Source organism: Shimia ponticola (genome assembly GCF_007995215.1).
Taxonomy (GTDB): Bacteria; Pseudomonadota; Alphaproteobacteria; order Rhodobacterales; family Rhodobacteraceae; genus Shimia_B; species Shimia_B ponticola.
Genome location: NZ_VCDK01000007.1, coordinates 37,175 through 57,746, shown reverse-complemented (window position 1 = coordinate 57,746; position 20,572 = coordinate 37,175). Strand labels below are relative to the sequence as shown.

General features: G+C 58.4%; 25 protein-coding genes. 11 read left to right on the top strand and 14 right to left on the bottom strand.

Translation table 11 applies throughout. From position 1 onward, the window contains the following. Positions 1–440 precede the first annotated feature (440 nt). The 3 genes from FE702_RS17005 to FE702_RS16995 all read left to right on the top strand — a co-directional run bounded on the left by FE702_RS17005 (position 441) and on the right by FE702_RS16995 (position 2,235). Positions 441–1,175 (top strand): ParA family protein, encoded by a 735-nt coding sequence (locus FE702_RS17005; protein WP_147127535.1) that lies wholly within the window; start codon positions 441–443, stop codon positions 1,173–1,175. Then, positions 1,175–1,801, top strand: a complete 627-nt coding sequence (locus FE702_RS17000) for a hypothetical protein (RefSeq protein WP_147127534.1) — start codon at positions 1,175–1,177, stop codon at positions 1,799–1,801. Before FE702_RS17005 ends, FE702_RS17000 begins: the two co-directional genes overlap by 1 nt. Before the next feature lie 251 nt (positions 1,802–2,052). After that, the gene (locus FE702_RS16995) at positions 2,053–2,235 is read left to right on the top strand and encodes a hypothetical protein (protein WP_147127533.1); all 183 of its coding nucleotides are present in this window, start codon (positions 2,053–2,055) and stop codon (positions 2,233–2,235) included. Between the two features lie 57 nt (positions 2,236–2,292). Here the strand turns inward: FE702_RS16995 and FE702_RS16990 are convergent, their stop codons facing one another. The 14 genes from FE702_RS16990 to FE702_RS16930 all read right to left on the bottom strand — a co-directional run bounded on the left by FE702_RS16990 (position 2,293) and on the right by FE702_RS16930 (position 13,075). Continuing rightward, the gene (locus FE702_RS16990) at positions 2,293–3,201 is read right to left on the bottom strand and encodes an ArdC family protein (protein WP_147127532.1); all 909 of its coding nucleotides are present in this window, start codon (positions 3,199–3,201) and stop codon (positions 2,293–2,295) included. A 277-nt stretch (positions 3,202–3,478) separates the two neighbouring features. Then, positions 3,479–3,778 (bottom strand): type II toxin-antitoxin system RelE/ParE family toxin, encoded by a 300-nt coding sequence (locus FE702_RS16985; RefSeq protein ID WP_147127531.1) that lies wholly within the window; start codon positions 3,776–3,778, stop codon positions 3,479–3,481. A gap of 6 nt (positions 3,779–3,784) precedes the next feature. Continuing rightward, positions 3,785–4,051 (bottom strand): type II toxin -antitoxin system TacA 1-like antitoxin, encoded by a 267-nt coding sequence (locus FE702_RS16980; protein WP_147127530.1) that lies wholly within the window; start codon positions 4,049–4,051, stop codon positions 3,785–3,787. A 67-nt stretch (positions 4,052–4,118) separates the two neighbouring features. Next, entirely contained in the window at positions 4,119–4,466 is a 348-nt protein-coding gene (locus FE702_RS16975) for a single-stranded DNA-binding protein (RefSeq protein ID WP_147127529.1), read from the bottom strand. Positions 4,467–4,663: 197 nt separating this feature from the next. After that, positions 4,664–5,065, bottom strand: coding sequence for a type II toxin-antitoxin system VapC family toxin (locus tag FE702_RS16970; RefSeq protein ID WP_147127528.1), 402 nt, complete (start codon positions 5,063–5,065; stop codon positions 4,664–4,666). Beyond that, positions 5,062–5,319 (bottom strand): AbrB/MazE/SpoVT family DNA-binding domain-containing protein, encoded by a 258-nt coding sequence (locus FE702_RS16965; RefSeq protein ID WP_222611832.1) that lies wholly within the window; start codon positions 5,317–5,319, stop codon positions 5,062–5,064. The genes FE702_RS16970 and FE702_RS16965 overlap by 4 nt, the downstream gene beginning before the upstream one ends. Before the next feature lie 165 nt (positions 5,320–5,484). Continuing rightward, a complete protein-coding gene (locus FE702_RS16960; protein WP_050532604.1) occupies positions 5,485–5,700 on the bottom strand; it encodes a hypothetical protein in 216 nt (71 codons plus the stop codon). Between the two features lie 574 nt (positions 5,701–6,274). Then, entirely contained in the window at positions 6,275–6,790 is a 516-nt protein-coding gene (locus FE702_RS16955) for a hypothetical protein (protein ID WP_147127527.1), read from the bottom strand. Between the two features lie 118 nt (positions 6,791–6,908). Continuing rightward, a complete protein-coding gene (locus FE702_RS16950) occupies positions 6,909–8,759 on the bottom strand; it encodes a ParB/RepB/Spo0J family partition protein (protein WP_186827140.1) in 1,851 nt (616 codons plus the stop codon). A 138-nt stretch (positions 8,760–8,897) separates the two neighbouring features. Continuing rightward, a complete protein-coding gene (locus FE702_RS16945; protein ID WP_147127525.1) occupies positions 8,898–9,275 on the bottom strand; it encodes a DUF3768 domain-containing protein in 378 nt (125 codons plus the stop codon). 213 nt (positions 9,276–9,488) lie between these two features. Beyond that, positions 9,489–9,863, bottom strand: a complete 375-nt coding sequence (locus FE702_RS18915; protein WP_255449721.1) for a transposase — start codon at positions 9,861–9,863, stop codon at positions 9,489–9,491. Positions 9,864–9,965: 102 nt separating this feature from the next. Continuing rightward, positions 9,966–10,424, bottom strand: coding sequence for an IS110 family transposase (locus tag FE702_RS18910; RefSeq protein ID WP_255449720.1), 459 nt, complete (start codon positions 10,422–10,424; stop codon positions 9,966–9,968). Between the two features lie 694 nt (positions 10,425–11,118). Further along, positions 11,119–12,165 carry a replication initiator protein A gene (locus FE702_RS16935; protein ID WP_222611831.1) on the bottom strand — a complete coding sequence of 349 codons (1,047 nt, stop codon included), beginning with the start codon at positions 12,163–12,165 and terminating at the stop codon, positions 11,119–11,121. 142 nt (positions 12,166–12,307) lie between these two features. Next, positions 12,308–13,075, bottom strand: coding sequence for a hypothetical protein (locus tag FE702_RS16930; RefSeq protein ID WP_255449719.1), 768 nt, complete (start codon positions 13,073–13,075; stop codon positions 12,308–12,310). Positions 13,076–13,501: 426 nt separating this feature from the next. Here FE702_RS16930 and FE702_RS18690 point away from each other — a divergent pair, with 426 nt between their 5' ends. The 8 genes from FE702_RS18690 to FE702_RS16895 all read left to right on the top strand — a co-directional run bounded on the left by FE702_RS18690 (position 13,502) and on the right by FE702_RS16895 (position 20,263). Continuing rightward, complete coding sequence (locus FE702_RS18690) at positions 13,502–13,660, top strand: hypothetical protein (protein ID WP_186827139.1); 159 nt, start codon at positions 13,502–13,504, stop codon at positions 13,658–13,660. Between the two features lie 237 nt (positions 13,661–13,897). Then, positions 13,898–14,767: a phosphate/phosphite/phosphonate ABC transporter substrate-binding protein gene (locus tag FE702_RS16925; protein WP_147127523.1), complete on the top strand. Its 870-nt coding sequence runs from the start codon at positions 13,898–13,900 to the stop codon at positions 14,765–14,767. Next, positions 14,727–15,578 (top strand): phosphonate ABC transporter ATP-binding protein, encoded by an 852-nt coding sequence (locus FE702_RS16920; RefSeq protein ID WP_147127522.1) that lies wholly within the window; start codon positions 14,727–14,729, stop codon positions 15,576–15,578. The genes FE702_RS16925 and FE702_RS16920 overlap by 41 nt, the downstream gene beginning before the upstream one ends. Beyond that, a complete protein-coding gene (gene phnE, locus FE702_RS16915) occupies positions 15,571–16,389 on the top strand; it encodes a phosphonate ABC transporter, permease protein PhnE (RefSeq protein ID WP_147127521.1) in 819 nt (272 codons plus the stop codon). The genes FE702_RS16920 and phnE overlap by 8 nt, the downstream gene beginning before the upstream one ends. Further along, the gene (locus FE702_RS16910) at positions 16,386–17,051 is read left to right on the top strand and encodes a class I SAM-dependent methyltransferase (RefSeq protein WP_255449718.1); all 666 of its coding nucleotides are present in this window, start codon (positions 16,386–16,388) and stop codon (positions 17,049–17,051) included. Before phnE ends, FE702_RS16910 begins: the two co-directional genes overlap by 4 nt. Continuing rightward, positions 17,048–18,259 (top strand): alpha-D-ribose 1-methylphosphonate 5-triphosphate diphosphatase, encoded by a 1,212-nt coding sequence (locus FE702_RS16905; protein WP_147127520.1) that lies wholly within the window; start codon positions 17,048–17,050, stop codon positions 18,257–18,259. Before FE702_RS16910 ends, FE702_RS16905 begins: the two co-directional genes overlap by 4 nt. Further along, a complete protein-coding gene (locus tag FE702_RS16900; RefSeq protein WP_147127519.1) occupies positions 18,256–19,461 on the top strand; it encodes an MFS transporter in 1,206 nt (401 codons plus the stop codon). Before FE702_RS16905 ends, FE702_RS16900 begins: the two co-directional genes overlap by 4 nt. Further along, positions 19,448–20,263 (top strand): sugar phosphate isomerase/epimerase family protein, encoded by an 816-nt coding sequence (locus FE702_RS16895; protein ID WP_147127518.1) that lies wholly within the window; start codon positions 19,448–19,450, stop codon positions 20,261–20,263. The genes FE702_RS16900 and FE702_RS16895 overlap by 14 nt, the downstream gene beginning before the upstream one ends. The last annotated feature ends 309 nt before the right edge of the window (positions 20,264–20,572 follow it).

Below are 20,572 nucleotides of genomic sequence, written 5' to 3'. Positions count from 1 at the left end.
CGGTTTGAGCCGGGATTTCGGCAAAAGCGATGGCACATGCAACCTGTGTTATCGCATATGAATTATCATTTATGGCAAATCATATATCGCGAATGGCGGCGGCGATCTCTTGCCGAATATTGTGACATGGACCCGTAACAGTCTGCCAGGACATGTGCGATGCTCCGGACAGCACCAAAACCCGCACTTTTCCAGCTCATGGCAAATCACACATGCTATATCAGAGCTGCAACATCGGACATGCACACTCAGAAACGCCAAGTCGGCCATTCAAAATCGGAAATCCGATATCACACATCATGCTTCAGACATGCGTCATGCCACATCAGCTATCATTTATGGCAAATGCAACATGCCGCATCAGTTATCCTTGATGCAACATCCTCTCTGGCATATACCGTATCCAAAATCATAAAGAAGACCCTTGAGGAAGCAGGATCATGCCCAACGAGCAGTTGAAGGTCATCGCGATCATGACGCGAAAAGGCGGTGCGGGAAAGACAGCACTCGCGCGCGCCTTGATGAGCGCCATCATCGCTGACGGAAAACGGTGCATCGCCATAGATGCCGACCCACAGCAAGCGCTCTTCCGCTGGTGGGAGAGCGTCACCACGGAAAACCCGGATGTCGCATCGACGGCCCCAGGCCTTCGGGTCATCGGGATCGAAAGTCCCTCCGACCTCGAAGCGATCATCGACGACGCCTATGAAAACGACACGGCCGACTTCGTAATCATCGACACGATGGGGGCAGGGGGCCAATGGGCCGACGAACTGGCCGTCCACAGTGATCACATCGTCTTGCCGATGATGCTGTCGGACACCGACATGCGGATCGCTACCGACACTTACAATTGGTATCAGGGCCTCTTTGAGCGCGCCGAAGACCCCTCAGTCCTCCCGAAACTCACTGTCGTGCTGTCCCGCGTCGACAAGAATCCCTCGAACGCCATGCGCGCCATGGCACGTGAAGCCAATGCAAAGTTCCCGGTCATTGAAGAGCTCTTCATGGATCGCAAACAACATGCCGATGTCGATCGCGAGGGCCTCTTCCACCAGATATCGAAATGGCGAACCGAAGACCCGAACCCGCTCATGCGCACCCATGCCCGCCTTTTCGACGAGGCGCTCGATGAGGCGCGCGAAATCCTCTCATTGGTGCTGGAGGCTGAATAATGGCGCGCAAGAAAATCACCTCACTCCTCGGCGACGACCCGGTCTACAGCAAACAGTTCGGAGACAAACCGAAACCCGCCGAACCCGCATCCAAACCAGACCCAGTGCAGGACGCGAAGCCTGCACCTGCACCCGCGACGGACCCAACGCCTACTGCAGAAAAACAGGCCCCGACCACGAAGCCTGTCGCCAAACCAGCAAGCACTGCAACCAAGGCCAGGTCCGAGACGAAGCCTTCAGCCAAACCAAGGGCACCAAAGAAGCCCGAGACCCGTGCCGTACATGTTCGCGCCGCCCCGAAAAAAGACCACGGCCCAGGATTGGACGCTCTGGAAGCCGCCGGTCTGCCGGCTTCCGACGTTGTGCGCCTTGCCGGCAAGCGCGCGATCGACAAGTTCGAACTCAAATCGAAATACGTGGCCCCGGACGACGCCGAGCGTCTTCCAAGCAATATGAGCTTTCGGACCATGAAAACACTCAACGCCCAGGTTCTCGACAAGCTGCGGGATCAGGCTGACCCGCTCCGCCTGCGCTCGGACGCAGCCGTGATCCAGGGCCAACTGGAACCTGTGTTCTGGTCGGAACTTACAAGCCTCATCAAGGAACTCCGCAAGCAGTATTCCTGAAGGCGCGGCATCGCCGCGCCGCGATTTTTGTCTTGAGGGGGAAGGAGTTTCGACTTCCTTCCCCCTGAAACAAAATAGACAAGACCGTGTTGTCGGCTGCGCCTCCGCCCGCACCACTCTTGTCGATTTGGTTTCACCCCCATCCTCTCAAGCTCCGCGCATACTCGCGGGTAAGCAGCAGCTTACCCTGTCACGATTTCTGATGCGGGGAGGGAAAACACTGCGCGTGCAGCCAACCTTGAGAGACAGCGATGAAGGACAGCAGAAGATCTGAAGCGCAGCCCATCAAGAAGATCATCGATCAAGAGACCGGCGCACATGTTGGCTGGCTCTATGAATGGAACACTGGCGACCTCGAGCCCATGTGGTGCGACGGTCCGAAACTCGATGTGCGATACGAGGACATACCGCCGGAAGAGCTGCCACTTGTGTAGGGTCATCGCCCGACGCGCCAGGCGGGGTAGGGGGCGGCGGCGCTGCCCGCTGCCGTGTCACCTCCAATGGCAAGCGACAGAAAGAGCGAGGGAAGCCGCCTGCTGTTGCTCCTCAACGCGCGCGTTAATGAAATCCACTGCTTTCTGCGCCTCTGCAGCGGCCTTGAAGATCAGCCCCTTGTCCGATCTCAGCGCTTGCAACCATCCTTCGATGTAAGCGGCGCTTTGATCGAAGGCGGGCGCGACCCCCAGTTGAACAGCCAGAAAACACGCGCCGATCTCTGCGATCAGTTCCTCGAACGCATATCCGGCGCGGTCTTCGAAACGCTTGATCCGGTCGAGCCGCGATACACTCCCGGTCCAGTGAACGGTCTCATGTCCCAAAGTCCCGTAATACCCGCTCGCATCGAAGAAAGTGCCAATCGGGGGCATGTGAATATGGTCCGGACCCGGCGCATAGTAGGCCTTCGGTGTCTCGCTCGTGATAACTGTCGCGCCCGCGGCGGCAAAGAAGGCGTCCAGCTCAGGCACCGGTTCGGTGCCAAGATCACGGGGCGGGGCAGGGCGGACGTAATAGTCTTCGGGCAAGCCCTCGATCTGATCGGCGTTAAAGACGTTGTTGCACTTGGCGTAGCGGCTGGTTTGCGGCTCATTCTCGCCGTCGATCTCTTTCTCGAAGGTTCCATAGAAAACCGACCGCGTGGCCTTCTCGCCTTTGCGCACACACGCCCCGAGCGCAAGCGCCTGTCGATATGTCATCCACCGGGCCGACGCATAGCCTTTGATGTGAGACGTGGCCCAGAGCATCAGGACATTCACCCCCCGATAGGCGGTGCCATCATGACGCAAGGGCAGGGCGGCACCGGTGGCGTCCCCGGTCCACGGCTTCCGCCACGGCGGCGTTCCCTTCTCGATCTCGGAAATGATCGTGTCCGTCACATGCTGTTTGATGTCGATCTTGGCCATGTCTCTCGCTCCTCATCCTGAATGCGGGTTTCAGGCACCGCGCCTGTCGCGGCTGTCCTGCAAACCTGCTCACGGCGAGTGCGGAGGGGGCGAGACCAGATCGAAAATGGGGAGGGGGATCGCCCGGCATCGCAGCGCGGCAGAGCCGTGACCGATGTTGGGGAGACCCCATTTTGGCGTCTGGTCCGAGGGGGAGGCCGCGCCTCCCCCTGAAACTGTTTTCACTTAAAGGATTCGAAGAGAATCTTCGGTCCCACAGTTGGGCTGTAAATCAGTCTTACAAACGCGATTTGAGGCGGCGCACAAAATCCATTCGTTCGTGCAGAACGGCGATAACGACGGGACGGTCGCCCGCAATCCAAGCAATGTAGTGGTGTTCACATCGATGGATGTGCAGGTCCGACGGCAACTCTTGGAAAGACTTGGAGAGCGCCCGCCCTGCAGCAATTGCTTCACAACACCGTTTGATCCGGTCGAGATATGTGTCGGCTTGTGCCGCGCCCCATGTCTCGTGCGTGTAGTGCCAGATACCTCGGAGATCCTCTTCCGCGGCGCGCGTGAGATCGTAGTGTGCCATCCGGAACTACTGCCCGGCCTGCGCCCGCGCCTCGCGCTTGATGTCATCAATGGACTTGTCAGAGAGCTCACCCCTGCGCGCCTGCTCAATCCGCGGCTGAAGAAAATTTGCCAGCGCTTCGAAGGCTTCGCCTTCGGTCATTCCCTCCAAGGCTGGCGCATCGTCAAGGGTACGCGCCAGGACATAGTCCTTGATGCTCTGACCTTTGAGCGCTGCAATGGCTTTGAGCTTCTGATGCTCTTCCGGGGTGATGTCGATTGAGAGACGTGGCATGGGCTCAACATAGACCCTCCTGACCCACAAAACAACATTTGTTGTAGGACAGGCGCCCACATGACGTCTACGCAGCGGCGCGTTCCATCGACTTCTTCACTGCAAGCGTGAGATTGTCGAAGTCCTCGGCGGCCATGGTCACACCGTATTCGGTTCCGCCATCCTGGTTTTCCCATTGCGACTGACGAAGTGTCCCACGGGCATTCACCAGATCACCGGGAGCGACATTCTCGAGCGCCCATTTCATCACGTTGGGATTGAAGATCGTCACCTCATTCCAGTAGGGATTGGCCTGGAAATCGCCCCGATCATCCTTGCGCCCGTATTCGGCAGCGATCGTGATCCGCACGGTCTTGCCAACTTCCTTGACCTTGCCGACCCGGCCGAGAATCTGAAATTCCGCAAATGTGCGCATGACTGTCTCCTGTGAGGGACTGGCTGCCCCGAGTGAGTATTCGCTTTCTAAACAATATTATAATATTGACAGGTTAACAATCGAACCGCTGCCGGCATAGCGGAAATTCGCCAACACCCGATTGGCTTAAGTCGTAGGAAGCAAGCGCAGCGGAGGAATCACGTGGTGCGTGTCTCGATTTGCCCCCAACAACGAACTTATTCCGGGCAGATCAGTTCCAGGGACGGAAAATAGGTCCGGTACCGCCGCGCATCCCGCGTGAGCAGGGGCACGGACAGCACCGTCGCATGTGCACCGATGAAAAAATCAGGCAGAACATTCTTCTTCGTCCCCTTGGACCGCCGATAGGAGGAGAAGGCTTTCCCTGCCAGGAACAGGGCATCTTTTGGCATCATTTCGTGGCGGAGCCCAGCGGCCTCGATGAAGGCATCGAGCCGTTCCTTCTCGCGATAGCCAACAGAGAGCTCGGCATAGACACTGTCATTGATGAGGAGATCGCCTTGCAGCGCGGCGGCTTCCAATTGCGCAATGGACCATTCAGCGAAGGTCTCGTCATCCGTCACAACATCAAGAAGGACATTCGTGTCGACGAAGATCACCCGTCGCCCCGCGTCAGCGCCATGATATCGTCGGTGCTGAGCTCTGTTCGCGCATGGCCGCGAAGGGCGCCAAAGCGCGAGACCGGCGCAGTCTTATCCTCAGGAACAATCTCGACCCGGCCATCCTTCGTACGATGGAAGGTTACCTTGCTGCCCGCCTTAAGTCCCAAAAAGTCGCGAACGGCTTTCGGGATCGTAACCTGGCCTTTGGTTGTGAGCGTCGTTGGCACGTGCGCCTCCAGTAATACCTTCATTCAATCAGGTATTACTTCGCAGGCCGTTTTGCAAGCTCTGATGCCGGTGATGGCCAACAGCCTGCCCTTTCTGACTGTACGCGGCGAGCTGCCCGGAAGCCTCGCTCTGGTGTCACGAACCAGCGTGAGGGCGGCATCTCTGCCGCCCCTCTGCTCGATATGGTCTTATTCCGTGACCTGGCCATCATCGCCGTCCGCCTTGGGCGGGAAGGCGACCAACTCGGTGACCGCAACCGGGAAGTCGAGCTTGATGGACAGCACGGTCTCGCCATTCTCGCGGGTGTTCTCGAAGACCGCGCCGACGCGGCGGAAGCTGGTTTGATCCTTGCCGTCTTTCTTGAAGGTGACGGGAACGGTGAGGGTGAACATCTTGTTGGACATTGTCGATCTCCTTGTTTCGATGCGGGTGACCCGGCGGATCGACCAAGGCAGATCGCGCAAGTGGAAATTCGGAGGCTCCGCCCTGGAGGGTGGAAACCGTCTTTCTGCTTGCCGGAGCAAAGCGACGGGCACGCGAGCGGCCGAGATCCGCAACCCGTAGATCGGAAAGAAACAAGGCAGATCGACACGCTCCAACGGCTTCAGACCACCCTGATCCCAGAGACATGAGAGACGGGGGTCCATCCCCGCAGCCGACATCAAACGCGGTCTTCAACAAAATCCCGCGCGATGCGCGATACGCACCACCTCTTGCACGCATCCGGGCCAATGGTCGCTATGAGTGGGTTGTTCCCAAAGACGAGCGGTGCTGTTTATTCAGACCTCGGACGACCGACAGACGGGGAGCAGAGGTCCTGCCCAAACACGGTGGACGACATTCAGGCGAGGCGATGAAAACGGCCTGCCCTAGGGATCGTCACCCGCATGGGCGAAGACAGCCTGGCTGGCTTCGTGCGCAGCATAGAGCCCGGTCGGCTCTGCCGAGGGGCCAACCAACAACGAAACTGGAAGAGTCCTACCGATCCTTTGATAACAGGCCACGTGGGGTAATGGCTGTCAGGTTGTCCGGTGTCCGCCGCGTCATTTCCATGCCATCGGAAGAAACCGCGGCCTCGACAAACTCGGTCTTCTTTAGGACACCGCCATCTGCCTCGACCCATGTGGTGCTATCGCCGTCCTCGCGCGTGATCGAACCGTCAGGATTGATGCGGATCGACACGCCGCCGACCTTGACGGCGACGGAATGGGCATCCGCGATGATGCCCTCCCAGGCACCGTCGAAATCCCGGCGCAGCACCACCATGTCGGGCCGTAACTTGATCTGCACATCCTGATCGGCATCGCCATCGGCACTCTTGAGCATCAGGAAGGTTTCCTGGATGTCCGGATCGGCGTGGATGCTGGCCCGCGCATCCTTCGGGGGCCAGACCTTTGGCGCGCTGCGCTGCCGGCCCTCCCGATCCCGGTGAAACCCAATGTAAAGCTGTGCCGATTTCCAGACGCGAGCGGCTTGCGATGCAATCTTTGACATGGTCGGTCTCCTGAGCGGGGCGAATGCGTGGCTCTTGGCTAGTGCTAGCCTGGAGCCGCGCAAACCGAGGGACTTGGGGAAGCGAGGGCAGGGAGGCTGCCCTCGCCACTGTCCACATTCAATCGTAATAGTCCGGCACCCAAGCCTCAATCCGGGCCTTCTGTGCCGCTGTGACGCCGAGCAGTTTCTGCTTGGTCTCGTCCGAGAACAGGTCTTCCAGCGTCTTTGCTTTCTCAGCCTTCTTCAACTTGGCGAAGGCTTTGGCCTCGGCGCTCGTTGGCGCAAGGTCTAGGACGTCGCAGTAGATGCTCTCCAGCATCGGTCCCGCCACGCGTTTGAAGAGGTTCTCTGCCGTAGGCGTCCAGACCTTGCGAATATCGGCACCTGCTTTTTCTGACAGAACCTCGTGGAAGACGGCATCTCCGCCTGTCAGCAGTTTCGCCAGCTGTCGGGTCAGTTCCGCACCGCGATGCTTCGGCCCTTTCTTCTTGAAGCTGGCGAAGGCTTTCTTGAGATCGCCCCCCCAAGCGTCTGCCGGGCTGACACCGGGTTTGCTCAACCGCTTGTCGGTCTCGAACCCGGCCTCGACGGAGGGAGCGTTGCTGGGTGTCCCGAGGCTGACATCGAACACGTCGCGAAACCCGGTTGCGCCGCTCAACTGGAATGCCAGCAGATCGAGCAGGAGATCGGGTTGATCCAGCATGGCGTTTTGCAGCGCGGCCAGCTTGATCGCGTCGAGATCGTCCCGAAGCTTCTGCGAATAGGGGTTCTTCGGTGCCTTATCGTCACCGCTCCCATGCGCGGATGTCTGCAACACGCCCGCCGCAATGGCAGGTTTCTTGTCTTCGGGCCGGATCAACCCGGCCTCGACTTTCAGGCCGCCGCTCTGATCGACAAACACCACGCATCCGGCATGGGCTTTCTGGGCGTCGGAGAAGGCACCCTGCAAAATGGCATGAAGGCCTGCCAGTTCTTCCTCTCCTTCCGCATTGAGAACGTCATTGTCGGCCATTTCGCAGAGGTCCTCGTAGCGCTCCATCTGATCATCGGAACGAACACCTTCGACCGGATAGACGCGGGCGAACTTGTTGTCTTCGATGAAGTTCCAGCCGAGATAGGCTTCGCTGTGGGTTTCCACCCATGCCCAGCCATCGGTGACACGCACCTGCTCCGCCGCTCGGGCCAGTTGCGCGGCAAAGGCTTCATCCAAGATATCCTGATCGTCGAAGAAGACATCCTCGGAGAAAAGATCGCGGGTGATTTTGCCGCCACCGGCCTCGTAGGCCTCGACACCGACAAACACCGCGCGGCGGTCCGTGGCTTTGGCCGCTTTCGGATGCAGGAAGTGGTCCAACTGGCTCACGTTGGACAGGCGGCCCTCTTCAATCGCCTGCAGCGCCTCAAGGACCAGCTTCTCGTCCTGAGCGGTCGTCATCTTCTGCGCCGCCGAGAGATTGATGGTCTTGGCTTTCAACGCATCAAGGGCCGCGTCGGGCAGGTTGGCGAGTTTCAGGCGGCCTTTGACATGGGCGACGGTCACACCGAAGGCGCTGGCAATCGCCTCGGCATTGGCATTGGTTGCAGCCATCCGTCCATAGGCCCGGATTTCGTCTGCCGGATCGAGCGCTTCACGGGCCGTGTTTTCCGCATTGGCCCAGAATTCCGCCTGCTCCAGATCACGGGCCAAGAGAACAGGGATCGAAGATGTGCCCTCGAAGTCAGGATATTTCGCTTCGACATAGGCCAACGCCCTGAAACGGCGACCGCCGGACACGATGCCGATCTTGCCGTCATCGTCCTGAATGCCGCCGAGGTTCTGCAGAAGCCCGCAGGTCCTGATACTGTCTGCAAGTGTCTCCACGTCCTCCTGTGCCACATCTTGGCGGGGATTGAGATCGTGCAGGTAGAGCTGGTCGAGCGATGCATAGATGATCGCCGCGTCGTTCGGGATGGTTGATTGATTGGTCATGTCTTTTCCTTTGATTTTGAATGAAGTTGGGTGCGACGGGGCAGGGGGCATCTGCCCGCCGCCCGCCGTTGCAAACGGGGTGGATCACCTCCTTTTCTTGGGAGTTTTGAGGCCTGCTCCGAGGACGGGTCAGGCGGCTCAGTATTCGGAGGCGTGAAGGATGGTTAGGACGCGGCGGGTCACATTGAGGTTCGCGGGATCGTCGCTGCCCATGGCATAATCCGTGTCGTAAAGATCGATCTTCCAGAAGATGCGATGGCTGTCGCCCGCCATCTCGATATTGAAGGCCCCGAAACTGTGATCTCCGTAGGGATCGTTCTCCTCGGTGAAGGTGTCGAAGGCCTGGACCCGCTGCATGATTATAGCTTTCACGGCAGGCGAGAGGTCAGCCACACCGCGCGTCATCACGATCTGACCGGGCACGGTGAAATCCGCGCCCCATGTCGTCCGGAATCGGTCGTTCTGTTCTGCGATCTTGACGGCGTCGGGTGTAGGGGTCTCTGATGTGGCACGCATCGGCTTGCTCCTTTGTGTCTGGTTTTGAGAGCAGCCCCCGAGGGGCGTCGTCTCTGAAACCTGACCCACTGGCGAAGTGCCGGAGTGAGCAAAGGCACACCCCAATCGATGGGACGTGGCGCGGCCCGCAGCGCCTGGGGCGCGAGGACACGGGTCCTGTCTATTTGGGTTGCCTGCGCGAGAACCCAGCGGGTTCTAAAGTATCCCTTTTGATCAAGCTCTAATTTCGACCCATTCTCTGTCTTCTTTGACGAGTGTGTTTGCGAGGATGAGGAGCTTTCGCATGATTGCTGTGATGGCGACTTTGGATGGTTTGCCTGCAGCTTTCATGCGCTCGTACTGCGCTTTGAGATCTGGATTGAACTGGGTCGTGACGATGGCGGGCAGATAGAGGGCATCGCGTAAGGGTTTTCGACCGCCCTGGATGAAGGACTGCCCGCGCCATCGCCCGGATTGTCTTGTGATCGGAGCGATCCCGGCCAACGATGCGACGGCCTTTTTGCGCAGGCTACCGATCTCGGGCATTTCGATCAGGATCGTAGTGGCGGCAACTGCACCGATCCCCTTGATGCTCTGGATTAGTTGCAACGCACGTTTGCGGGTTGGACAGGTCTCCAGTTGCGTCCGGATCGCGTGATCCAGTTCAGCGATATCAGAAACGACCTGGCGCAGCCGGCGCCGGGTCAGCTTTTACGTCAAATTCTGTTGCTGCCGATCCAGCTGGTTCTGGAGACGCACCTTGTCTTTGATCAGCGCGGCGCGGGCGGCCTGTAACTCTCTGAGAATAGGGCGATCCTTTGCGACTGGCGCGTCTGGTTCCAGGCCATGCGCCGCACCTATCTGTGCCAAGACACGCGCGTCAGCTCGATCTGTCTTGGCCAACTGCCCTTTGCTCTCCGCAAAGCGGCGCGCGTGTTTTGGGTTGACCTTGACCAGCGGCAAATGGTCGGCCAGCGCCGCCTCGAACGCGCCGTGATAAGGGCCTGTCGGCTCATAGACTACACGGGCTGGTAGCTCGGGTCCGATCCAGCGGCGCAGCTTCTGGAAGCCGGGTTTGCTGTTGGGGAACTGCGCGAACTCACCATCGCTCAATCGGTGGCAATCGAGTTTGTCTTTGGAAATGTCTATGCCAATGCTATCGTCTGTCATCTTCGTCATGTCCTATGATTGTCATCCGAAGCTCCAACTTCGGGTATCCCTTCAGGCCTCATGAGAAGACGGTGTGCGATCGCACTTTAGAACGGTCCACTACGACCAAGCGTGTCCCGATCCACACACCGCCTCTGCCTGCCATAAATGGCGTGGCTGGCAGAGGCTCCATCTTCGCATGGAGACAGGCAAAGTCATAAGACAAGCAACGTCCCCGCAGTGGCGTATCGCGCTCGCGCGAACCCCAAGGGGACCAGGAAAAGATCACACATTCTGCGCTTCGTCCTTGGAAACAAGGCGATTCGGTATATCGGGAACACGTGATCTGGCTTCTGACGTGACTGGTTATGGTCACGCCTACGGTTAAGAAGGGAAAAGCTTGGCTAATATCGCGTCAGAGTATGGGTGTCTGGGCGCCAACGGCTGCTTCAAGCGTCAGCTTCTTTGCATGTCCGAAGGCCGTTTTGGAGAGCTGCCTTCTGAGACCTCTCCCGGCTTGGTTATTTCTGTTAGAAATTTGGTTAGGTTTGTTATGGGGTTAGGGTACTGAAAAGACTCAGGGAAATCAGTCTTCTGAGGTTGTTTCGCGTTCCTGATGTACCGAACATGCGTTCCCGATATACCGAGGATGTGTTCCTGTTGTACCGAGCCGGGTGTTCCTGATGTACCGAAAGTATGTTCCCGTTGTACCGAGTCACCAGATCGGGTTGGCTTCGATGTACTTCTTGGCGAAGGCGCGGAAGGCAGCGTTGGCGCTTTTCACGGGATCGTCCTTGCGAGCAGCCCATTCCCGCCAGGCATCGAGGATATACTGGATGTCGTATTCCGGGTTGGCGTGCTTGATCTCGGTCAGAACGGAGTGCGAGACGGTTAGGTCAGACAGATTCGGTACATCGGGAACAGTGAGGTCGTCAAATTTCGGCTGAAACCGTACAAGCGCCTGTTTTCCCTTTGTTTTGAATGGGGTTGACACTTCAGTAGGATCCACGATCTCAACATGGTAATCCGGAATGGTGCCGGCCTCGCAGATCTCATTGATCCGGAACTTGAACTTGCGTTCGGTATCGATCGAGCCGCACTTCTCGGCCAGGCGCTTGATCCCAATATACCATTCCGGTTGACGGCCAACATGCTTGCGGGCCAGCTCGTAGAGGCGGCGCTCAAGACCCTTCGAGAGCCGGAAGTAATCCCGATTGATTGTCAGGACCCGGCGATCTTTGACGATGGCATTGAACATCCAGCGGTTCATCGTGACTTCAACAGCGCCCATGACGCGCTGACCGTTGCGGTTGGTGCGTTCGATCACCCGCCAGTCCTCGATCCAGCCAAAGCCGCGCCGTTCGCGTTCGTCGCCGGCGGTGATGTTCGTCAGGATGTTGGTGGAACGCAGCCGATCCAGCGCGTCGAGAAAGAGCTCATAGGCGCGTTTGCCGGAACTACGTCCCGTCACCTTGAGAAAATCGTAGGCGGAGAACTTGATCGTGCGGTCCTGGACGCTGACCGGGGCGTCCACGTCGAACTGCCCATGTTCGATCCGCTCGTTCACAAGCGATGTGAGGTAGATCAGGATATCCTTGTCCCAGATCGTGGCGATGCCCTTGTGCCCCGGCTGAATCTCGATCTTCACCGTGCCGTCGTCAAAGACGAAGGGGGTCATCCGCGGGCGCTTCTGAAGGGAGAAAAACGGGAACTCCATCAGGGCACGCTCGTCTTTGACCGGGGCGTCAGCGAGCTGGTCCAAGAAGAGGTCTACCTGTTTTTCTGACACGATTGTTCCTGAAGTACCGAATCTCTCTTGTTCCCGTTATACCGAGTTTTGCGTTCCTGATGTACCGAATTTTTCAAGATATTGCGGTACGCTCTATAGTTGGCCACAAGAGGCGTCAGTAGTTCACCTGCTCGAAGCCATAGTTTCCCTCGTAATCGCGCCAGTCCACAAAGACCGACCGGTGGAATATACCCGGGCAATGCTCGCCATAGCGCTCGAGCCCCACATGCGCCTCCGGCAATTGGCTGGGACTGGAGCCGCGTGACCAACGGAAGTCACCTTGCGTGCCATACGTCCCGATCCGCATCGAGAGGTAGCGGTTGCATTCTCGATCCAGCTCGCCGCCGCTCTCGCGCTGGCTGGCGTAGGTGACGTTGTACACCCGAATGGAGCGCACGAAGTTGAACTCCGGGCCACTGATATCGATGTCGGCGCCGGGAGAGGCTTGTGCGAGCGTCACAGCGAAGCCATCGGGTAAACGCGCCGCCGATGGGCCGCCTGAGTGATATGCGGCGGGCTGCGCCTGAGCCCGTTGGATTTCTCCCCAATGCTGAAGAGGTGTTTGGTTTCTGCGTAGCGTTTCGGGAACCAGAATGTCCCAGAACCGGGGAAGGGGCGCATGTTCCTGCGGTGTCTGAAGACTTGCTCCCATCGGACAGCGCCAAATCTGAAGTGGTGGCTCAACGGGCCACGGGGTGATTCGCCGAATGAACTCCGCCCGCGCCCGCGCGCACGGTGTCGAGGCTGGCCAACCACCCGAAAGGCAAAGCAGGATCGCACAATCGATCTGATAGCTTTGTGATGCCGCTGGCTGAAGACCTGGCCCGAGGGTTAGTATCCCGGCGAACGCGGCAGTACATGCGTGTGATATCAAGTCAGGCATGGATGATCCAAAATCGACTGCAATATTATAATAATGAGATAATCTGCGAATGGTGGCAAGTGAAACCCGAAGTAGCCTGAAAAATTCATATTTCCTGAGCGTATTCCCGCTCACGTTAGCATAAACGGGCGGATTTAGTCACAGAACAATGGTCACGCTCCGGTTGAAATTGTAATTATGAGTCTCGTACCGTAACTTCAGGTCAATCTCACGGCGCTCAGGCACATGCAGCGCAGAACACGGAGGCACCGACCTGAGAAAACTCATTCGTGAATTCCTCCAACATCAGATAGCGCATGCCTTCGAGTGGCCGTAACGCGTCCGTTCGAACGTCTTAGACAGTCAACAGATTCAAACGCTCCAATACGCTCGCTCGCCCGCAATTCGTGGGTGTATTCAGATCGCTTGACCAATCCGGGAAGTGGCATGTCGGAAAATGAAGAGGATGAGGCTCGTGCGACCGATCGGATTGTTGAGGTCGAATCGGGCGAGACCGTAGGTTTTGTCTACGAATGGCAAGACGGTACGAAACAGCCTTTGTGGTTTGATGGGGAAAAACCAAACTTTGTCTTAATAGACCTGTAAATGCGAGTTTGTGCCATTCGATTGTGCGGTACTGTGCTTCGTCAAATCAGTTTCGCAAATTTGCCGACTAGGTGCGTCCTAACTTCTCAATGGCATAGCACGGCTGACGACAGGACACTTTGTGACCATGTCAACTGACATCCAGGCGCAATCGAAACAAAACGGTCATGCGCCTGTCACGCAGATGTTTCAATCCCTCGAAATCATCCGAATGAATTTCAAATTGGGGGAATCACCATGAAACTTCGATCTGTCCTGGCTGGCGCTGCGCTGGCGATCACTGCTGCTGTCGCGGCCCACGCTGAAACCTGGAAGCTGGCTGTCACTGATGTTGAGGGCATGGAGCGCCTTCAATTGGAATGGGGTCCGTTCAAGGATGCGCTTGAAGCGGCCACTGGCGACACGTTTGAATTCTTTGCCGTGAACTCGCGCACTGCGGCGGCAGAAGCACTGCGCGGCGAAACCGTCGATTTCGTTGTATCTGGCCCTGCGGAATATGTGGTCATCAACAAGCTGACCAACGCCACACCGATCATCGGCCTTGGACGTCCTGACTATCACTGCGCCATCGTCGTGCGCGCAGATAGCGGCATCAACACAGTGGCCGACTTGAAGGGCAAGAAGGTTGCCTTTGGCGACATCGGTTCCACTTCCAACATGCTTTGCCCGATGCAGGTTCTGGCGGATTACGGCCTCGACCCGGTCAACGACATCGAGAAGACGCACACCAGCCGTAACATCGCCCATGAAGCGCTGAAGAATGGTGACGTAGACGCTTTGGGGTCAAACGCAGGCAGCTGGCTAAACGTGCGCAACAAGGAAACCGACCTGCCCTATGGTTTCTTCAAGATGATTGCGCGCTCGGGCGATCTGCCGAACGACATGATCATGGTTGGTGCCCATGTGCCTCAAGAGGCCGCGATGAAAGTGCGCGATGCGATCCTGGCCAACAAGGACAGCATTATTGCGGGCATCACTGCACATGAAGAGAACGACAAATACGTTGGCATGGACCTCGTCTCGATCGAGGACAGCGCCTACGACTATGTTCGTTCGATGTATTCGAATGCAGGCTACCCACAGTTCGACAATTTCATTGGTGACTGAGTTGAGTGTCGAAACACTGGTCGCGCCCGCGCGGCCGGATCAGACCGGGGCAGTAGTGTCTGCCCCGGTTTTGCCTGTTGATCTGCGTGTAGCGGGGCTCGCCAAAAGTTTTGCCGGAACGCCGATCTTCAAAGATGTCTCGTTTGGTCTGTCTCGCGGCGAGGCCGTGGCCATTGTCGGCGCGAATGGCACCGGGAAATCCACGCTGCTGCGATGCCTGATGGGGTTGATCCCAGCCGATGCGGGCGTGATCAATGTGCTGGGCACAGATGTGCAGAACGCGTCTAGCGCGGGCCTGCGCGCCATGCGGGCGCAGATGGGACTTGTGAGTCAGAAGCACAATTTGGTACCGCGCCTGTCGGTTCTTTCGAATGTCGTGCAAGGGCTGCTAGGCCAGCGCCCCGGCTTCCGCCACTGGAGCCAGAGCTTCGCGCCAATCGCGTCGCGCGAGGCGGCGCTCGCGGCGCTTGAAAAAGTCGGATTGGCGCATCTGGCAAACCGCCGAGCGGATCGCTTGTCGGGTGGACAATCACAGCGTGTTGCCATTGCCCGTGCGCTGGTTGGTCAGCCCAAGATCCTGATTGCAGATGAACCGACCGCCTCGCTTGATCCGGCAGCAGGCGAAGACGTCATGGATCTGTTCTTTGATCTTGCCCGCCAGGAGGGTGTGACGGTGATCTTCATCTCGCACAATATTGACCATGCCCTTCGATACGGCGAGCGAGTGCTTGGCCTGGCTGATGAGGGCATGCCGCTGGATGCGCGGGCATCGAGCCTCAGCGCCCAAGACTTGCGAGGGCTATATGACTGACGCGTCTCGTTACATGGGGCTTCCCTCCCGCTATCAGCGCCCCTCGGCGCTGGCCTTTCTGGGCTATGCCGCCGCGATCGTGATCATCCTGTGGTCCTTTGCGGGGGCAGGCTTTTCCATCGACAAGGTCATCTCTTCGCCGCCACGTTTTGCTGACTTCATAGTCCGTGCTTTCCCGCCCAACCTAGACCCGAAAGTGCTGGCGCGGCTGGGCTGGAAAATGCTGGAGACCTTGCAGATCGCGCTCGCGGGCGCGGTGATCGGGATCATTCTATCGGTCCCGATTGCTCTGTTGGCCGCGCGTGGGCTGATCGCGCCGACTTGGATCAATCAGATAGTGCGCACTGCGCTCGGGTTCATTCGGGCCGTCCCGGATATCGCATGGGCCTTGGTCTTTGTTGTTGCTGTGGGCCTTGGACCGTTCGCTGGTATGCTCGCCATTGCCATCGACACGATCGGCTTCTGCGGTCGGTTCTTCGCAGATGACATGGAGGCCGCAGACAAAGGTCCGTCGGAAAGCCTGACAGCCACCGGTGCGCGCAAACTGGACGTGGTCGCCTGCGCCACGATCCCGGCAGCAATGCCCGCATTCATATCGACCTCTCTCTTTGCGACGGAGAAAGCGGTGCGATCCTCGACCATCCTGGGCCTTGTGGGGGCGGGGGGCATCGGGATCGAGTTGAAGGTTGGATTTGACCTTTTTGACTACCCGACAGCCATGACCGTTATCTTGATGATCGCTGTCGTGGTCATCTCAATCGAATACCTTTCGGGCTGGGCCCGGACCAAGATCATCGGAGAACAACGTTGAACGTCATCACCAAGACCGACACGGCGGACCAGCATTGGAGCAAGATCTGGGACGAGATTGAAGTAGGCTCCAAATGGCTGACGCCCGAGCCGGATGTCAAACGCTGGGCCGAAGGGCTGGCAGCAGGCGCCGCCATCCTTGACCTCGGGGCCGGAGTAGGCCGTCATGCCTTGGCCCTGCAAGCGGCCGGATTTGAACTGACGGCGCTGGACGCCGCCCCCGAGGGCTTGACCGAAATCGACAAGGCAGCCACCGGCGTGACAACCCAACTGGGTCGCATGGATAATCTGCCGTTCGAGGATGGCGCGTTCGACCATGTGCTCAGCTGGAACGTGATCTACCACGGCGACGAAACCGTGCTTCTGAACACCATTGCCGAGGTGCGCCGGGTGCTGAAACCGGGCGGGACCTTCATGCTGACAATGCTGTCCAAGCGCCGCCTTTGGGTCGACCGCGAAAAGCTGAACGGTCCGCGCGAAATATCCCGCAACACATGGGTGTTTGACGAAGACGGATCGGACAAGCGCCACCCGCATTACTATTGCGGCGCGGTAGAGATGCTAGCCCTCTTCCAGGGGTTCGAGGTGATGTGGATGGAGGATCGTGAGCATGAAAAGCCCGGGTCCTGGCACTGGCATCTCATACTGGAGCGTCAGGCATGATCCAGACCTTCGTGGGGGCGGAGGTTTACCTGCCTGGTGAGATTGCGGATACAACCGTCACGATGGAAAGCGGGACCATCGTCGAAATTGGTGGTCCGGTTCAGGGTCTGGAAATCGACGCGCGCGGCAAGATCCTCGCGCCTGCGCTGATCGATGTGCACGGGGATGCGTTCGAGCGGCAGATGATGCCGCGTCCCGGGGTCTATTTCCCGACAGAAACCGCCTTGATTGACACCGACCGGCAGTTGGCCGCCAATGGGATCGCCACGGCCTATCATGCCATCACTTTGGGGTGGGAGCCGGGCTTGCGCGACGTTGCGCGCGGGCGCGAACTGATGCAGGCCATGCAGGACCTCGCGCCGCGTCTGACGGTAGAGAACCGGGTGCAACTGAGGTGGGAGACATTCGCCTGCGAAGCGCTTGATGTGATCGAGTGGGCGCTGAAAGGACCGCTTCTGCCGTCTGTCGCCTTCAACGATCACACCTCGATGACGATGCGCGCCTATGATGTGCCTATCCAGGACCGGGCCTTTGAGCTGTCCCCGGATTTCTCGATTGCGTCGCTTGATGATGAACGGATGAAGAAGCGCACGGCCTCTAAGGCGCATCGTGCGGGCCTCAGCGAAGAAGATTATATCGCCATGCTGGGTAAGGTCTGGGATCGTCGGGGCGATGTGCCGGGGGCCATCGCAAAGGTTGCGAAAATGGCCTATGACGCGGGCGCACCGATGCTGAGTCATGACGACACCCGCGCCGAGACGAGGGCGTACTTCCGCGATCTGGGCGCGTCTGTAGCCGAGTTTCCGATGGTGATAGAGGCGGCCGAGGCGGCACGCGTCGGGGGCGATCTGATCATCTTTGGCGCGCCAAACGCGGTGCGCGGTGGCAGCCATATCGGATCGCTTGGCGCGGGCGATATGGTCGAGGCGGGTCTGTGCGATGCGCTGGCGTCTGACTACTTTTATCCTGCCATGCTGGCCGCGATTGATCGGCTGGATCGCGAGAAGCGCGCGGATCGTCTGGCCTTGTGGTCGCTGGTCTCAAACGGTCCGGCACGGGCCATGGGTCTCGACGACCGGGGAGACATCGCTGTAGGCAAGCGTGCCGATCTGGTGCTGGTGGATTGGCCGCAAGGACAAACCCCAGCGATCCAAGGCACCTGGGTGGCTGGCCGCTGCGCCTATCGCGGGATACCGCTTGCTGCATGACATGGAACCGGGACTACATGCCCGCCATTGGCCTCGGGATCACGCAGATCATGGGCTATGGCACCTTGATGTATGCCTATGCGGTGCTTTTACCGCATATGGCCGCTGATCTTGGACTGAGCCTGAGCCAGATCTTTGGTGTTCTTTCAGCCGGGCTGTTGTTCGGCGGGCTGGTCTCGCCGCTTTCAGGGCACCTGACAGACCGCTTTGGCGGTCGCTGGGTCATGGTGGGCGGCTCGGTCGTAGCAGGACTGGCGCTAATCGCCATGAGCCAAGTCACCACATGGCAGCAGCTATTCGTTACGATCCTTGTGGCTGAAGGCGCAGGCATGTTTGTGCTGTATAACGTGGCCTTTGCCGCTATGGCGCGCCTTGATCTGAATGTACCTGCGCAGCGCTCGATCTCAATCATCACTCTTTTTGGCGGAGTTGCCTCGACGATCTTCTGGCCGCTGACACTGGCGCTGTTCAACGCCCATGGCTGGCAAACAACCTGGGTGATCCTTGGGTTGGCCTATCTGATCGTTTCCCTGCCGATCCATGTTTCTGTCCTGCGTGGTCCGGAACGAGACGCACAAGGCGCGAAAAGGGCAAAAACTTCGGACTGGCCCGAGTTGCAGGGATCGGCGCGCAAGCGTGGGATGCTCTGGATGGTGATCTCCTTCATCTTCTCTGGCTACTTGATGGGGGCCGTGATGACGCTTTGGGTCACGAATGTGCAGGACCTTGGGCATACCGCCGCGATGGCCGCCCTTGCCGGTGCTGTCATAGGCCCTTTCAAGACGGTCGGGCGATTCTTCGAGATGTTGATCACCCGCAACATGCACCCGCTGGGCACCTACCTTTTTGCATTGTCGCTCCAGTTCGGCGGTTTCGCGGTCCTGTTGTCGGTTGGTTTCACCGTGCCCGGTATCCTGATTGCTGCGGCAATTTATGGCATGGGCGACGGAATCAAGACGATCGTGCGCGGCACGCTGCCGCTCGCGCTCTTTGGCCACAAGGGCTATGGCACACGGCTTGGCTGGATTGCGTCTGTGTCGATGGCCGTCAACGCAACGGCGCCGTTCGTCTTTGCCTGGCTCACGCAGGTCTATGGCGGCTGGTGGAGCTTTGCCGTTATGGCGTTTTGCGTGGCTGTTGCATTCCTCGCCTATCTCAAGATCGAAGACCCAAGGAGAGTCCCAGCCTATGACCCCGCTTAAGATTGGCGCTTGCCTCGAACCAAATGAGATCGTGGGCCATCGCGGGTGGCTCTTCGACGCTGCGCGTGACATCGAATTGCAGGGCTTCAGCACGCATAAGGACCTAACCATTGAATTCGAAGACCGCATTAGCGCTGCAAAAGAGGCATTGGACGGGTTCGAGGGGCGTCTCGGGATCCATGGGCCATACGAAGGTCTTGATATGGATAACAAAGACCCCGAGCTGCGCCCGCTCATTACTGCGCGGTATCTCAAAGCGTTGGACGCGGCGGATCGACTAGGCGCCCGGCAGATGGTGCTGCATTCGCCATTCAACCGTTGGTACGCATGGAACCGGCTGAACAAGCCGAATTATTGGGAGGCCAAGCTGGAGCGTATCCATGATGTGATGATGCCAGTCGTCAAAGCGGCGGAGACGGCGGGGATCACGCTGGTGATCGAGAACATTCTGGATGTCGACCCGGCCAGCCGCCGCGCCATGGTCGACAGTTTTGACAGCGACGCGATTGCGCTCTCCATCGACACCGGCCACGCGCATCTTGCGCGCCGTATGTCCGGCGCGCCACCCGTGGACTATTTCGTGCGCGATGCGGGCGATCAATTGCGCCATGTTCATCTGCAAGACCTCGACGGGCACGCCGACCGGCACTGGGCACCGGGCGAAGGCGAGATCCATTGGCAAGAGGTGTTTCGTGCCTTGGCAGATTGCGCATCCGACCCGCATCTGGTGCTGGAGCTTCGTCGGAAATCAGACATCCCTCAGGGCTTTGCCTACCTAAAAAGCCTCGGCCTGGTGGAGTGAACGCGACCTTCAACCAACAGGTCGATTCGCGACGCATCGGCTCGGATTTCAATCGACCCGATTGGGTTTAGCTCCCAAAAAATAAGCAAAAATTGGCATCAACGATCTAGCGTTGGCATGCAGCCTGAACGCGGTTAATCTTCATTAAACTGTTACACAGCTGCTCGCCATGATCATCACTCACTACATCGCCGAGACCGACGGCAGAAACGCCATTGCTGCCATCTGGTTCAAGCCAAAGGGTCGAAAGTCACCTAGAGTTTTTGACGTCGCCAAAGATAGGTTCGACCCGAACGAGGCAGCTGAGTT